Raw genomic sequence first — 13,628 nt, forward strand, 5'->3', positions numbered from 1 at the left:
AGGACACACACCATGGCACACACCACCACCAGCCGGCGGACGCGAGGACGACTCCTGCGCGCGCAGGCGATCCTGGCCGCGGCCGCGGCTACCGCTCTGCTCAGCGCCTGCGGCGGGGTCGAGGTGCGGGACGGCGGCGACGGCGCGACGAAGGACGCGAGCGGCCCGTTGAAGCTCGCCGTCGTACCGAAGGCGGTCGGGGCCGACTACTGGAACACGGTCAAGGCGGGCGCGGAGTGCGCCGCACAGCGCGCGGGGGACGTCACCGTCCAGTGGGACGGGGTGACAGCGGAGACCGACGTGGAGGGTCAGGTGAACCTGATCCAGAACTTCGTCACCAAGAAGGTCGACGGCATCGTGTACGCGGCGACCGACTCCAGCGCGTTGGCACCGGCGACCGACAAGGCGCTCGGCGCCAACATCCCGGTCGCCATGATCGACTCTGGCACCAGCCCGCAGCCGGCGGAGGTGCCTCTCTTCGCCACCGACAACCGCGCGTCGGCGACCGAGGCGGCGAAGCTGCTCGCCACCGAGTTGGGCCCCGGCAACCACGAGGTGGCGCTCGTCGAGTTCCAGCCCGGATCGCAGACGAACACCGAGCGGGTCGACGGCTTCAAGGCCGGCCTCGCCCAGTACCCCAACCTGAAGCTGGTCGGCCAGCAGCCGAGCAAGAGCGACGTCAACGAGGCCCGCCGGGTCACCGAGAACATCCTCACCGCCAACCCGAACCTGAAGGGTGTCTTCGCTGCCAACGAGCCGAGCGTGCTCGGCGCGGCGCAGGCCATCCAGGCGGCCGGCAAGTCCGGCAAGGTGGTCATCATCGGCTGGGACGCCGCCCCGGACGAGATCGCCGGGGTGCGCAGCGGCCAGATCTCGGCCCTGGTCGTGCAGAACCCGTTCAAGATGGGCTACTTCGGCGTCGACAAGATGGTCAAGCACCTCCGGGACAAGGCGCCGCTGGCATCGGCCGACACCGGTGTCACGTTCGTCACCAAGAAGAACATCGACTCGGCGGAGATCAAGGCGGTGCTCGAGCCCAGCTGCGCCAACCCCCCGGTGCAGTGATGGGCGGCACGCCAACGGCCACCGCCGACAGCGATCAGCAACCCACCGGGACGGAACCACCGGTCCTCGAAGCCCGAGGCGTCGTCAAGCGGTTCGGGCACGTCGAGGCGTTGCGTGGTGCCGACTTCACGGTCCGCCGGGGTGAGGTGGTCGCGCTGATCGGTGACAACGGCGCGGGCAAGAGCACCCTGATCAAGACCCTGTCCGGTGTGCATCCGCCGGACGAGGGCGAGATCCGGGTCGGCGGCCGTCCGGTCCAGTTCTCCACTCCGGTCGATGCCCGACGGGCCGGGGTGGAGACCGTCTACCAGGATCTCGCCGTCGCCGACGACCTCAGCGTGGCCGCCAACCTGTATCTCGGCCGGGAGATCCTGCGCTCCGGACCACTGGGCCGACTCGGGCTGTTGGACAAGCGGGCCATGCGGCACGGTGCCGCCGCCGCTCTGGACGAACTGGGCGTACGCATCCCCCGGGTCACCACCCCGATCGCGATGCTCTCCGGCGGGCAGCGGCAGTGCGTCGCGGTGGCCCGCGCCATCATCTGGGCGACGAACGTGGTCATCCTCGACGAGCCCACCGCCGCGCTTGGCGTGGTCCAGACCGGGCGGGTGCTCGACGTCGTGCGACGTGCCCGCGATGCCGGCATGTCGGTGGTGCTGGTGAGCCACAACATGCCGCAGGTGCTCGAGATCGCCGACCGGGTGGAGGTGCTGCGGCTCGGTCGGCGAGCGGCCCAGCTCCGCGCCTCCGAGGTCACCACCGACGACCTGGTCGCGGCGATGACCGGCAGCGGCAGCACGGACCGGGACGAGCGGTGACGTCGGTCGTCCAGCGCGGCGCGTGTGATCGCGCCCGTCGGGCGACCCCGGAGGGCGCCCGGTCGCCGTTGCGGCTGGGCCCACTGGGCTTCGGTGCGTCGCAGGGCGGCAATCTCTACCGGGCGACGTCCGACGAGCAGTTCGCCGCCGCGGTGGACACCGCGTGGGCGGGTGGAATCAGATACTTCGACACGGCGCCGCACTACGGGTTGGGCCTGTCCGAGCGGCGGCTGGGCGCGGCCCTCCGCTCCCGCCCACGCGGCGAGTACGTGGTGTCGACGACTGTCGGTCGGCTGCTCCTGCCGTCGCCGGAGACGGCACACCGGCGGGATCCGGAGGGGTTCGACGTTCCCGCCGATCATCGGCGGGTCTGGGACTTCAGCCGCGACGGCGTGCGCCGATCGTTGGAGGCGAGCCTCCAGCGTACCGGCCTGGACCGGATCGACGTGGTGTATCTGCACGACCCGGACGAGCACTGGCAGCAGGCCGCGCGCGAGGCGGTCCCGGCGTTGGTGGAGTTGCGGGAGCAGGGCGTGATCGGCGCCGTCGGGGCGGGGATGAACCAGTCGGCGATGCTGGCCCGGTTCGTGGCGGAGACCGACGTGGACGTGGTGATGTGCGCCGGCCGGTACACCCTGCTGGAGCAGGGCGCCTTGACCGATCTGCTGCCCGCCGCGCAGGCCCGCCACGTCGGTGTGGTGGTCGCCGGGGTGTACAACTCCGGGCTGCTGGCGCGGGACGTGCCGGCGGCCGACGCCGTCTACGACTACCGGCAGGCGCCGGCCGAGGTGATCGACCAGGCCCGCCGGATAGCGCGGGTCTGTCAGACGTACGGCGTCACGCTGCCCGAGGCGGCGTTGGCGTTCGTCCGTCGTCACCCGGCCGTGGTCTCGACGGTGGTCGGCATGCGGGACGCGGCCCAGGTGATGGAGACCCTGCGTAGGTCCGACGTGGCCGTCCCGGATCAGCTCTGGGCGGCGTTGTACGACGAGGGGCTGCTCGACGTGCAGCCGTGAGGGCCGGCGGTGAGGGCCGGGCCGTCGGTCAGGACCGGGCGGTGTCGGTGCTCGTGTCGGCGTCGTCGGGCAACCCGTGCAACGACTCCTCCACGCCGACCAGGTGGTTGGCCATCCGCGTGCGCGCCCGTTCCGGGTCGCGTGCCACGAGGGCCTTCAGGATCGCCACGTGTTCGTCGTGGGTCCGCAGGTCCGCTCCCTCCTCGTGCAGGCTCCGCCAGAGCCGGCCGCGGATCGTTCGCCCGGCGAAGGCTTCGATCAGGCCGACGAGCACCGGATTCTCGGCGTGCACCGCGATGATCCGGTGGAAGGCGATGTCGATCTCCATGATCCGCTCGTGGTCCGGCGGTGACTGGCCGATCAGCCGGGCCGCCTCGGCGAGGAGATCTCCCGCCTGGGCGAGGGCCTCGTCGGTGATCCTGGTCGCCGCCAGGCAGGCGGCCTCGCACTCCAACAGTCGCCGGACGGTGTGGATGTGCCGGGGGTCGCCCTGGCCCTGGAAGTCCACCACGAAACCCATCGGGGCCAGCAGTTGCGGCGCGTCGAGGTTGGTGACGTACGTGCCGTCGCCCTGACGGATGTTGACGATGCCGAGGATCGACAGCGCCGACATCCCCTCCCGCAGTGAACCCCGCGAGACGCCGAGCTGCTCGGCGAGGTCCTTCTCGATGGGCAACCGGTCCCCGGGCCTGAACTGCCCTTCGAGGATCATCCGCTTGATGCCGTTGACCACTTCGTCGGTACGAGACATGATCCCCCTAGCGGCCGGCGGGGGTGGCCTTCCCACCCGCGATCACGTATGCCGCCTCCGGAGAAGACACGGTAGTCGGGTCTGTCGCGCCCCAGTAGTGGCCGTCGGGATACCGGTAGAGCGCCACCGACTCCGGACGCATCCGGGTGGAGTAGCCGGGTTGGCTGGGCAGGACGTATCCGCTGCCGGAGCCGGTGTCGCGGATGACGCACGGGTCGGTGAAGTGCTCGTGCAGGTGGTCGACGAACTCGGTGACCCGGTCGGTGAGGTCTCCCGAGATCGCGACGTAGTCGAGCACCGACACGTGTTGGACCATCTCGCACAGCCCGACACCGCCGGCGTGGGGGCACACCGGGACGTCGAACTTCGCGGCGAGCAGCAGCACGGCGACGATCTCGTTGATGCTGGCCAACCGGCCGGTGTCCAGTTGGCAGAAGTCGATGGCCTCGGCCTGGAACAGCTGCTTGAACATCACCCGGTTGTGGCAGTGTTCGCCGGTCGCGACGCCGATCGGCGCGACGGCACGGCGGACGGCCGCGTGGCCGAGGATGTCGTCGGGGCTGGTCGGCTCCTCGATCCACAGTGGCGTGAACTGGGCGAGGGCCTTGACCCACTCGATGGCCTGGCCGACGTCCCAGACCTGGTTGGCGTCGATCATCAGGTTGCGGTCCGGCCCGAGGATCTCCCGCGCGATGGCGCATCGGCGGATGTCGTCGTCGAGGTTGGCGCCCACCTTGAGCTTGACGTAGCCGTAGCCGGTGTCCACCGCCTCCTGGCACAGCCGGCGCAGCTTGTCGTCGCCGTAGCCGAGCCAGCCGGCCGAGGTGGTGTAGGCGGGGTAGCCGGTCCGGTCCAGCTCGGCGAGGCGGCCAGCCTTCGTGCTCTCCTTGGCCCGGAGGATGGCCAGCGCCTCGTCCCGAGTCAGCGCGTCCGACAGGTAACGCAGGTCAGCGATGTCGACGAGCTGCTCGGGGGTCATGTCGACGAGCAGCCGCCACAGCGGCTTGTCGGCGAGCCGGGCGACCAGGTCCCACGACGCGTTCAACACGGCGGCGAGGGACAGGTGGACGACGCCCTTCTCCGGACCGAGCCACCGCAGTTGCGAGTCGGAGGTGAGGAGGCGGTAGACCGCGCCCATGTCCGCCGCCATCGTCGCCACGTCCAGGCCCACGAGGCGCTGCGCCTGGTGGACCGCTGCCGCCGCGACGATGTCGTTGCCTCGGCCGATGGTGAAGGTCAGGCCGTGACCCGCGAGCGGCGCCCCCACGCCGTCGACGCCGTCGGTGTGCAGGACGACGTAGGCCGCCGAATAGTCGCCGTCCTTGTTCATGGCGTCTGAGCCGTCGGCGGTCAGGGAGGTGGGGAAGCGGACGTCCTCGACGGTGACGGCAGTGATCTGCGGCATGCGCTCCTCGCCCGGCTAGGCTAAAGATCGGATGATCACTGGGAGTATACGGAGGGCGGCTCCAGCACGTCAACGATGTCGATCACTGCCGACCCCGCATACGTATGATGTTTGCGCCCGGTTCGTCGATTCCCCGCGCCGCACGGCGCACCGTGTGATGAGCCCGGGAGCGACGCACCAACGATCCGGAGACCCGACACGGGGCACCAGATCGCAGGCATTGATGTCGACATATGGGTTTGACCTGCGGAACCCCTGCCTTGATACATCAAATCTTTGTCGACTGTCGACGCGAGCGCATGGGCCCCCGTCTCGGGTGCCCCGGCGTCGGCCGACGAGGAGCGGTCGGCGGGGTTGGTGACAGTGGTCACCGAACGGCCGCCGACACGCCCGGAAACGACATGTGGGGTGTGACAACGACTGTGTCCCTATATATGGTGTCGAGCGCAGCTGGTTCGGCAGTGCATCCGGCACGGTCGAGGCAACAGGGAACCCGGTGGAAATCCGGGACTGTCCCGCAGCGGTGAGTGGGAACGACAGCCGTCATCAGCACTGGGCCACCAATCGGCCTGGGAAGCGACGGCCAGTAGGAGACCGGCGTGCCCGGTCGCGCCCGCGAGTCCGAAGACCTGCCAGCGCGCCGCGTACCCGCACCCGGGTGGGCGGCGGTCCGAGGCCGCGTGGGACGGCTGACGCCACCTGACCCACGCCGGACGGCGTGGCGTCCGTCGGTGTCTGTCTCCTCGCGTCCGGGCCACCAGGTCTCGAACTCCGAGGAGCGAGTGGTGACAGTCACCGAGGTAGTCCCGGCCGGCGGCGACGCGACAGTGCGGCGCACGCCGATGCAGGTCCGCAAGCGCGACGGCGCCACCGAACCGGTGGACGTGAACAAGATCGTCCGGGCGGTCGAGCGGTGGGCCGACGACCTGACCGACACCGACCCGATGCGGGTGGCCACCCGCACCATCAGCGGTCTCTACGACGGTGCGACGACAGCCGAGTTGGACCGGCTGTCCATCCAGACCGCCGCCGAGATGATCGGTGAGGAGCCGCAGTACTCGCGTCTCGCCGCGCGGCTGCTGGCCGGCTACGTCGACAAGGAGGTGCGTCGACAGGGCATCACCTCGTTCAGCGCGGCGATCCGGGTCGGCCACGCCGAGGGCCTGATCGGCGACGACACCGCCGCGTTCGTCGCCGCCCACGCCACGACCCTCGACCACGCCGTCGACCCGGACGGCGACCGCCGGTTCGAGTACTTCGGACTGCGCACCGTGTACGACCGCTACCTGCTGCGCCACCCCACCAGCCGACTGGTGCTGGAGACCCCGCAGTACTGGCTGCTTCGGGTGGCCTGCGGCCTGTCCCGGACCGCCGACGAAGCCGTCGACTTCTACCGGCTGATGTCCAGCCTGGCCTACCTGCCCAGCTCGCCGACCCTGTTCAACTCCGGCACCCGGCACACCCAGATGTCCTCCTGCTACCTGGTCGACTCCCCGCTCGACGAGCTGGACTCGATCTACGCGCGGTACGCCCAGGTCGCCAACCTGTCCAAGTTCGCCGGCGGCATCGGCATCGCGTACTCCCGGGTCCGCTCCCGGGGCGCCCTGATCCGCGGCACCAACGGGCAGTCCAACGGGATCGTGCCGTGGCTGCGTACCCTCGACGCGAGCGTCGCCGCGGTCAACCAGGGCGGCCGACGCAAGGGCGCTGCCTGCGTCTACCTGGAGCCGTGGCACCCGGACATCGAGGAGTTCCTGCAACTGCGGGACAACACCGGCGAGGACGCCCGGCGCACCCACAACCTGAACCTGGCCAACTGGGTGCCGGACGAGTTCATGCGCCGGGTCGAGGCCGACGAGGTGTGGTCGCTGTTCGACCCGCACGAGGTCCCCGAACTGCCCGACCTGTGGGGGGAGCGGTTCGACGCCGCGTACCGGCAGGCCGAGGCGCAGGGTCGCTACGTGCGGCAGGTCCCCGCGCGGGAGCTGTACGGGAAGATGATGCGTACGCTCGCCCAGACCGGCAACGGGTGGATGACCTTCAAGGACGCCGCCAACCGACTCTGCAACCAGACCGCCGAGCCGGGCAACGTGGTGCACCTGTCGAACCTCTGCACCGAGATCGTCGAGGTGTCCAGTGACACCGAGACCGCCGTGTGCAACCTCGGCTCGGTGAACCTCGCCGCCCACCTCGCCGACGGCGGCATGGACTGGGAGCGGCTGCGCGCCACGGTGCGGACCGCGGTGACGTTCCTCGACCGGGTCATCGACATCAACTACTACCCGACCGCACAGGCGGCGGCGAGCAACCCCCGCTGGCGGCCGGTCGGGCTCGGGCTGATGGGCCTGCAGGACGTCTTCTTCGCGCTGCGGCTGCCGTTCGACTCGCCGGCCGCGAAGGAGCTGTCCACCCGGATCAGCGAGGAGCTGTACCTGACCGCGCTGGAGACCTCCGCCGACCTGGCCCGCGACTTCGGCGCCCATCCGGCGTACGGGCAGACCCGGGCCGCGCGGGGCCAGCTCCAGCCCGACCTGTGGGGTGTCGAGGGTACGCAGACCGCACGGTGGGACGCCCTGCGCGAGCGGGTCGCGGCGCACGGGCTGCGCAACTCGTTGCTGGTGGCTGTCGCGCCGACGGCGACCATCGCCTCGATCGCCGGGTGCTACGAGTGCATCGAGCCGCAGGTGTCCAACCTGTTCAAGCGCGAGACCCTGTCCGGGGAGTTCCTCCAGGTCAACACCGCGCTGGTACGCGAGCTGAAGGCCCGCGGTCTGTGGACCGAACGGATCCGGTCGGCGATCAAGCGGGCGGAGGGGTCGGTGCAGGACATCGCCGAGCTGCCGGCCGGCGTACGGGAGTTGTTCCGCACCGCGTGGGAGCTGCCGCAGCGGGCGCTCATCGACCTGGCCGCGGCCCGCGCCCCGTTCATCGACCAGTCCCAGTCGCTGAACCTGTTCCTCGCCGCACCGACGATCGGCAAGCTCTCCTCGATGTACCTGTACGCCTGGAAGGCCGGGCTGAAGACCACCTACTACCTGCGCTCGCGCCCCGCGACCCGGATCCAGCAGGCCACCGTCAGCGCCGTCGCACCTCTCAGCGCCGTCGGACCCGCCAGTGCCCGCGGACCCGTCGTCGCCCTCGACGCGGGAGCGCTGGCCTGCTCGCTGGAAAACCCCGAGTCGTGCGAGGCCTGCCAGTGATGGCCCCCGACACCACCACCGAACTGAGCACCACCGACACGAGGACCACGCACATGCTGCTCGACCCCGGGATGGACCTCACTCTCCGCCCGATGCGCTACCCGCACTTCTTCGACAGGTTCCGCGACGCCATCCGCAACACCTGGACGGTCGAGGAGGTCGACCTGCACGCCGACCTCGCCGACCTGGACAAGCTGTCACCGGCGGAACGGCACCTGGTCAGCCGTCTGGTGGCGTTCTTCGCCACCGGTGACACGATCGTCGCCAACAACCTGGTGCTCAACCTCTACCAGCACGTCAACAGCCCCGAGGGTCGCCTCTACCTGTCCCGGCAGCTGTTCGAGGAGGCCGTGCACGTCCAGTTCTATCTCAACCTGCTCGACACGTACGTGCCCGACGAGACCGAGCGCTTCGGGGCCTTCGCCGCCATCGAGAACATCCCCTCGATCCGTCGCAAGGCCGAGTTCTGCTTCCGCTGGATCGACTCCCTGGGCGACCTGCGGGAGCTGCGGTCCCGCGAGGACCGGCGGACGTTCCTGCTCAACCTGATCTGCTTCGCCGCCTGCATCGAGGGATTGTTCTTCTACGGCGCGTTCGCGTACGTCTACTTCCTGCGCTCCCGCGGTCTGCTGCACGGCCTCGCCTCCGGCACGAACTGGGTGTTCCGCGACGAGTCCATGCACATGGCGTTCGCGTTCGACGTGGTCGACACCGTCCGCGCCGAGGAACCGGACCTGTTCGACGACGACCTCGCCGACCAGGTCCGCAGGATGCTCACCGAGGCGGTCGAGTGTGAGGTGCAGTTCGCCGAGGACCTGGTGGGCCTGGGCGTGCCCGGCCTGACGTTGGCCGACATGCGGGAGTACCTCCAGCACGTCGCCGACCGCCGCCTCGTCCAGCTCGGCATCGCGCCGCACTACGGGTCGAGCAACCCGTTCGGCTTCATGGAGTTGCAGGACGTGCAGGAGCTGTCCAACTTCTTCGAGCGGCGGGTGTCGGCATACCAGGTCGGGGTGACCGGCAGCGTCGCCTTCGACGACGACTTTTAGGCGGCCCTCCGCGACGCACATGATCAGGTGATGAGAAGTAGCTCGAAGGTGACCCCGACAGCTACTTCTCATCACCTGATCATCGAAGGCCGCTCGCTCGGCGTCGACGCCCACCTCGCGCGGCGTCCTGAAGTGGCGCGAGATGGTCGGGCCGGTCAGGTCGAACGCGGGGGTCAGGTCGCGGACGCCGATTCTCCCCGGTTTCGGCATGTGCGAGTCTCTGCTTCGACAGCAGTCGAGACGGGCGTCGTCGCCTGGCCGGAAAGGAACCGCTGATGGTCGACATCACAGTGCGGCCCATGACCGAGGCCGACGCCGGCCGGGTGCTGGCGATCTACCAGGCTGGTCTGGACGCCGGCAACGCCAGCTTCGAGATCACCGCCCCGACGTGGGCGGCGTTCGATGCCGCGCGCCTGAGCGCGCACCGCTTCGTGGCCGTCGACAACGACGGGATGGTCCTCGGCTGGGTCGCCGTCTCACCGACCTCGACCCGCGCGGTCTACGCCGGGGTGGTCGAACACTCCGTCTACGTCGATCCGGCCGCCCAGGGCCGTGGCATTGCCCGACTGCTGATGGCCGCGCTCATCGCCTCCACCGAGGCCGCCGGCATCTGGACCATCCAGTCCGGAGTCTTCCCGGAGAACGCGGCCAGCCTCACCCTCCACCAGCGGACCGGCTTCCGGGTCATCGGCGTACGCGAGCGGGTCGGTCGCCACCACGACCGTTGGCGTGACGTCGTCCTGCTGGAACGTCGCAGCCCCACCGTCACCTGACGATCCACGGCCCGTGCGACGGGCGGGCCACCGCCTCGTCAGGCGGGCACCGTCACCGGCGGCTGGCGCAGGCCACACAGGTACGCGCCGACGGGCGGGCGGCGAGCCGTTCGGCGGGGATCGGGCGGGCACAGCCCTCGCACACCCCGTAGCTGCCATCGTCCACCCGTCGCAGCGCGACGTCCAGCTCGGCCAGCCGCCGGCTGGTGGCGTCCAGGACGGCGGTGAGCTGCGCGCGTTCGAAGGCGATGGTGCTGCCCTCGGGGTCGTGTTCGTCATCGGCGTTCGACGACCGGGACGCCTCGAAGAGGCTCCGCAGGTCGCCGTCCAGGGCGGCGGCCTGCGCCTCGGTCTGCTCGCGCAGCCGCAACAACTCTTCGCGGGGGTCTCTGTTCATGAACGTCCCACGGTATCGCCAGGGATCCGTCTGGCGCGGGCGTTGTCCCGGTGGGGTCGGCCGTGCCCGTCCTCCCGGTCGATCCGCAACTCGCGCTCCAACTCGGCGATGACCGCCCGCAGGTCGTCCAGCCGTTGGGTGAGCGCGATGCGGTCCACCTCGTCCGGCACCCCGTCGCCGTCCTCGTCGTACCCGGGGGCCAGTCGCTCGGTCATCTCCAACCGGCGGGCCTCCTCCATGGAGTTGACGATGACGGCGATGAGGATGTTGAGCAGCAGGTTGACGGTGATGATCACGTAGCTGACGTAGTAGAGCAGCGTCCACGGCGAGATCGCCATGCCCTGCTCGATGAGGTCGGGCAGCGTCTCCAGCGACAACAGCACGAACAACGTCAGCAGCGATCGGCCGATGTCGCCGTACTCCTCCGGATACCTGTTGCCGAAGATCAGCCAGCCGGCCATGCCGTACACGTAGAGCGTCACCACGGCCAGGGCGAGGAACCCGGTGACGCCCGGCAGGCTGCGCCAGAGCGCGGAGACGATGGTCCGCAGACCCGGCGAGAACCGCACCAGGCGGACCATGCGGGCGACGCGCACGACCCGCAGCAGCGCCGGGTCGCCGTGCAGGCCCGGGATGAAGATTGCCGCGATCACCACGAAGTCGAAGACGTTCCAGCCGTGCCGGAAGAAGTCCTGTGGGCGTCTGCCGTAGGCGGCCAGCCGGATGGCGATCTCGACGACGAAGACGGCTCGGAAGAACAGTTCCAGTCCATGCAGCGCGGTGTCTGCCGGGCTCAGGTCGTCGTACGTCTCCAGGCCGAGAACGATGCCGTTGGCGAGGATGACCACGACGATGGCGATCTCGAAGGGGCGCGACCGGGCGAGCCGGTCGCACCGGTCGGCCCATCCCGAGCGCGGGCCCGGTGTGGACGGCCCATTCCGGGGGGCGGGCACGGGTGCGTGACTCACCAGTCGGCCGGCTCGATCATGCGACGGTGCGAATGGTGTGCGGGCATGCCCACCAGCCTAGCCAAGATCAAGACAGTGGAGGCCGCGCGACCGCTCAGGAGTGGGGCGTCCGTTCCGTCCGCACGGGGGCGGCGAAGAAGGCGGCGAGTGGTTCGACGGTTCTCGGGTGCGCCCGGTTGATGGCGTCGTGACCACTGCGCGGGATGGTCAGGGTCCGGGCGTGCGGCAGCGCGCGGGCCAGCGCCGCGTTCTGGTGCACGTAGTAGGGCGGGCCGTCGGCCCCGCAGGCCAGCAGCACCTCGGCGCGCACCCCGGCCCACCGGGTGGCCGGGCCGTCGTGCGCCAGGATCAGCGCCGCCTCGTCCAACGTCGTCGGCAGCAGTTCGCCCATGGTCCGGCCGATCGGCGTACGCAGGAACGCGCGGATGATCGCGGTCCGAATGCCGAGTGGGAGTTTCGCCGCCGCCACCTGTGAGTTGATTCCGGCGGTCGTGATGGCGAGGCCGCGGGCGGTGTCGCCGGCCCGTGCCGCCGCCTGGGCCGGCGCGAGCCAGCCCGACGGGAAGCTGCCGTCGATCGAGACGGCGGCATCGTAGAGAGCGAGCCGGTCGATCGGCAGTCGGAGCGCGGCTTCGAGCGCCAGGAAACCGCCGGCGCTGTGGCCGATGACGTTGCCGGACCCGGTGTGCTCCAGCACGGCGGCGAGGTCGTCGACCTCCTGATCTGCGGTGTAGGGCATCGACCTCGGTGGCGCGTCGGCCCGTCCCCGTCGGTTGTAGAGGTGGACGCTGAACCTGTCGGCGAATGCCGTGGCCAGCCGCCGGTAGACGTCGATCGTCACGCCGCCGCCGTGCACCACGACGATCCCCGGCCCTGTCCCGGTTGAGTGCAGCACGATCGTCGCGCCGTCCCGTGCCCTGATCTGCTCCATGTCTGGTCCACCCTTCTCCCACCGACAAACAACTGCAAACGACGTTCGCAGTTTACAGTAGGTCAGTGAGTGACGCACCCGCGAGTACCGGCGACGGCGGCCCCGAGCGGCAGTCGATCTGGAGCAGACCCGAACGCGGCAGCCGCGGCCCCGCCCCGGCACACAGTCGGGACGCCATCGTTGCGGCCGCCATCGCCCTGGCCGACACCGAAGGGCTGGCCGCGGTGTCGATGCGCGCCGTGGCCGCCGCGCTCGGCACCGGCGCTGGATCCCTCTACCGTTACCTGTCGTCTCGCGACGACCTGCTGGACCTGATGACCGATCGGGTCGTGGGGGAGCTGCGCCCGTACCCGGAGGCGGAGGGCGACTGGTTGGAGGCGATGGTGCTGCTGGGGCGGCGTCAGTTGGCGCTGTTCGGGGCCCACCCGTGGCTGCTCGACGTGATCCACCGGCCCTCCGCCGTCGGCCCGGAGAGCCTGGCCTGGTTCGACAACTGTCTCCGGGTCCTGGAGACAGTGCGCTGTCCGGTGACCGACAAGTTCGAGGCCATCGCGATGATGACGGGCGTGGCGAGCCTCTTCGCCCGCCGCGAGTCCGCCGCCGGGACGTTCAGCTTCGCCGGAGTGGACGTAGCCGCGTACCCCCATCTGATCGCGGCGTTCGGTCAGGCCTCCGCGCCGGCGCCCCGGGCGGACCTCGTCGGGCGGACCCTGCGCAGTCTGCTGACCGGTCTGCTGCTCGCGGAGCCGACCGAGGTGGGGTGACCGCCTCGGCGGACAGGTGAAGTCCGCCGTTCTCACCCGCACCACGACGTCCGCTGGTCTAGGTTCGCGGTGGTGCGCGGGGGCCAGGCGACCCCGCTCCGGCGACGAAGGGGTACGCGATGTCCGACCCTGATCTTGTTGAGCTGCGACAGCGGGCCACGGACGGTGACCGGGACGCTGTCGACCAACTCGTCGAGCTCGCGGGGGAGCGGGGTGACCTGGCCGAGCTGCGTCAGCTGGCCGAGGACGGCAACGCGGACGCGGCGGCACAGTTGGTCGAGCTTGCCACCGAACTCGGCGACCTCAACGAGCTGCGGCGTCTCGCCGACCGGGGCGACCTGGACGCCGCCGACCAGCTCGTCGAGTTGGCCACCGAGCGGGCGGACGTCGGCGAGCTTCGCCGACTCGCCGACGGCGGGAACCGGGACGCGGCCGAGGCGCTGGCCGAGCTCAGCGACGAGCAGGACGAGACGGAGTAGTCGGCCGGGACA

General features: G+C 70.2%; 13 protein-coding genes, 1 pseudogene and 1 riboswitch. Of the genes and pseudogenes, 8 read left to right on the top strand and 6 right to left on the bottom strand.

Annotated elements, in window-relative coordinates; genetic code table 11:
• Positions 1-12: 12 nt before the first annotated feature.
• The 3 genes from ABZ406_RS26520 to ABZ406_RS26530 are packed head-to-tail and all read left to right on the top strand — an operon-like array spanning position 13 to position 2,899.
• Positions 13-1,065, top strand: coding sequence for an ABC transporter substrate-binding protein (locus ABZ406_RS26520; protein WP_357766984.1), 1,053 nt, complete (start codon positions 13-15; stop codon positions 1,063-1,065).
• Positions 1,065-1,883 (top strand): ATP-binding cassette domain-containing protein, encoded by an 819-nt coding sequence (locus ABZ406_RS26525; protein WP_357766986.1) that lies wholly within the window; start codon positions 1,065-1,067, stop codon positions 1,881-1,883. Before ABZ406_RS26520 ends, ABZ406_RS26525 begins: the two co-directional genes overlap by 1 nt.
• Positions 1,880-2,899, top strand: coding sequence for an aldo/keto reductase (locus ABZ406_RS26530; protein ID WP_357766989.1), 1,020 nt, complete (start codon positions 1,880-1,882; stop codon positions 2,897-2,899). Before ABZ406_RS26525 ends, ABZ406_RS26530 begins: the two co-directional genes overlap by 4 nt.
• 28 nt (positions 2,900-2,927) lie before the next feature.
• Here the strand turns inward: ABZ406_RS26530 and ABZ406_RS26535 are convergent, their stop codons facing one another.
• Positions 2,928-3,650 (bottom strand): FadR/GntR family transcriptional regulator, encoded by a 723-nt coding sequence (locus ABZ406_RS26535; RefSeq protein ID WP_357766992.1) that lies wholly within the window; start codon positions 3,648-3,650, stop codon positions 2,928-2,930.
• Positions 3,651-3,657: 7 nt separating this feature from the next.
• Positions 3,658-5,055: an enolase C-terminal domain-like protein gene (locus tag ABZ406_RS26540; RefSeq protein WP_357766995.1), complete on the bottom strand. Its 1,398-nt coding sequence runs from the start codon at positions 5,053-5,055 to the stop codon at positions 3,658-3,660.
• A 434-nt stretch (positions 5,056-5,489) separates the two neighbouring features.
• Positions 5,490-5,707: riboswitch (cobalamin riboswitch) on the top strand.
• Between the two features lie 190 nt (positions 5,708-5,897).
• Here ABZ406_RS26540 and ABZ406_RS26545 point away from each other — a divergent pair.
• Complete coding sequence (locus tag ABZ406_RS26545) at positions 5,898-8,255, top strand: ribonucleoside-diphosphate reductase subunit alpha (RefSeq protein WP_357767129.1); 2,358 nt, start codon at positions 5,898-5,900, stop codon at positions 8,253-8,255.
• A complete protein-coding gene (locus ABZ406_RS26550; RefSeq protein WP_357766997.1) occupies positions 8,255-9,304 on the top strand; it encodes a ribonucleotide-diphosphate reductase subunit beta in 1,050 nt (349 codons plus the stop codon). Before ABZ406_RS26545 ends, ABZ406_RS26550 begins: the two co-directional genes overlap by 1 nt.
• 96 nt (positions 9,305-9,400) lie before the next feature.
• On the opposite strand, the pseudogene ABZ406_RS26555 reads toward ABZ406_RS26550, so the two are convergent.
• A pseudogene (locus ABZ406_RS26555) lies at positions 9,401-9,490 on the bottom strand (transcriptional regulator); the annotation flags it as partial.
• Positions 9,491-9,579: 89 nt separating this feature from the next.
• Here ABZ406_RS26555 and ABZ406_RS26560 point away from each other — a divergent pair.
• A complete protein-coding gene (locus ABZ406_RS26560) occupies positions 9,580-10,077 on the top strand; it encodes an N-acetyltransferase family protein (RefSeq protein ID WP_357766999.1) in 498 nt (165 codons plus the stop codon).
• Positions 10,078-10,129: 52 nt separating this feature from the next.
• On the opposite strand, the gene ABZ406_RS26565 is transcribed toward ABZ406_RS26560, so the two are convergent.
• The 3 genes from ABZ406_RS26565 to ABZ406_RS26575 form a co-directional block, all read right to left on the bottom strand.
• The gene (locus ABZ406_RS26565; RefSeq protein WP_357767002.1) at positions 10,130-10,474 is read right to left on the bottom strand and encodes a TraR/DksA C4-type zinc finger protein; all 345 of its coding nucleotides are present in this window, start codon (positions 10,472-10,474) and stop codon (positions 10,130-10,132) included.
• Positions 10,471-11,442, bottom strand: a complete 972-nt coding sequence (locus tag ABZ406_RS26570) for an ion transporter (protein ID WP_357767005.1) — start codon at positions 11,440-11,442, stop codon at positions 10,471-10,473. Before ABZ406_RS26570 ends, ABZ406_RS26565 begins: the two co-directional genes overlap by 4 nt.
• A 94-nt stretch (positions 11,443-11,536) precedes the next feature.
• Positions 11,537-12,373: an alpha/beta fold hydrolase gene (locus ABZ406_RS26575; RefSeq protein WP_357767008.1), complete on the bottom strand. Its 837-nt coding sequence runs from the start codon at positions 12,371-12,373 to the stop codon at positions 11,537-11,539.
• 65 nt (positions 12,374-12,438) lie between these two features.
• On the opposite strand from ABZ406_RS26575, the gene ABZ406_RS26580 reads away from it, so the two are divergent.
• A complete protein-coding gene (locus ABZ406_RS26580) occupies positions 12,439-13,137 on the top strand; it encodes a helix-turn-helix domain-containing protein (RefSeq protein WP_357767011.1) in 699 nt (232 codons plus the stop codon).
• 119 nt (positions 13,138-13,256) lie between these two features.
• Complete coding sequence (locus ABZ406_RS26585) at positions 13,257-13,616, top strand: hypothetical protein (protein ID WP_357767014.1); 360 nt, start codon at positions 13,257-13,259, stop codon at positions 13,614-13,616.
• Positions 13,617-13,628: the final 12 nt, after the last annotated feature.

Origin of the sequence: Micromonospora sp. NPDC005710, assembly GCF_040630995.1 — a bacterium.
Taxonomy (GTDB): Bacteria; Actinomycetota; Actinomycetes; order Mycobacteriales; family Micromonosporaceae; genus Micromonospora.

Bases quoted from the DNA above. Each gene is read 5' to 3' on its own strand.
- ABZ406_RS26565 (WP_357767002.1), bottom strand. From the start codon at position 10,474: ATGAACAGAGACCCCCGCGAAGAGTTGTTGCGGCTGCGCGAGCAGACC.
- ABZ406_RS26560 (WP_357766999.1), top strand. From the start codon at position 9,580: ATGGTCGACATCACAGTGCGGCCCATGACCGAGGCCGACGCCGGCCGG.
- ABZ406_RS26525 (WP_357766986.1), top strand. From the start codon at position 1,065: ATGGGCGGCACGCCAACGGCCACCGCCGACAGCGATCAGCAACCCACC.
- ABZ406_RS26540 (WP_357766995.1), bottom strand. From the start codon at position 5,055: ATGCCGCAGATCACTGCCGTCACCGTCGAGGACGTCCGCTTCCCCACC.
- ABZ406_RS26550 (WP_357766997.1), top strand. From the start codon at position 8,255: ATGGCCCCCGACACCACCACCGAACTGAGCACCACCGACACGAGGACC.
- ABZ406_RS26575 (WP_357767008.1), bottom strand. From the start codon at position 12,373: ATGGAGCAGATCAGGGCACGGGACGGCGCGACGATCGTGCTGCACTCA.
- ABZ406_RS26535 (WP_357766992.1), bottom strand. From the start codon at position 3,650: ATGTCTCGTACCGACGAAGTGGTCAACGGCATCAAGCGGATGATCCTC.
- ABZ406_RS26545 (WP_357767129.1), top strand. From the start codon at position 5,898: ATGCAGGTCCGCAAGCGCGACGGCGCCACCGAACCGGTGGACGTGAAC.
- ABZ406_RS26520 (WP_357766984.1), top strand. From the start codon at position 13: ATGGCACACACCACCACCAGCCGGCGGACGCGAGGACGACTCCTGCGC.
- ABZ406_RS26585 (WP_357767014.1), top strand. From the start codon at position 13,257: ATGTCCGACCCTGATCTTGTTGAGCTGCGACAGCGGGCCACGGACGGT.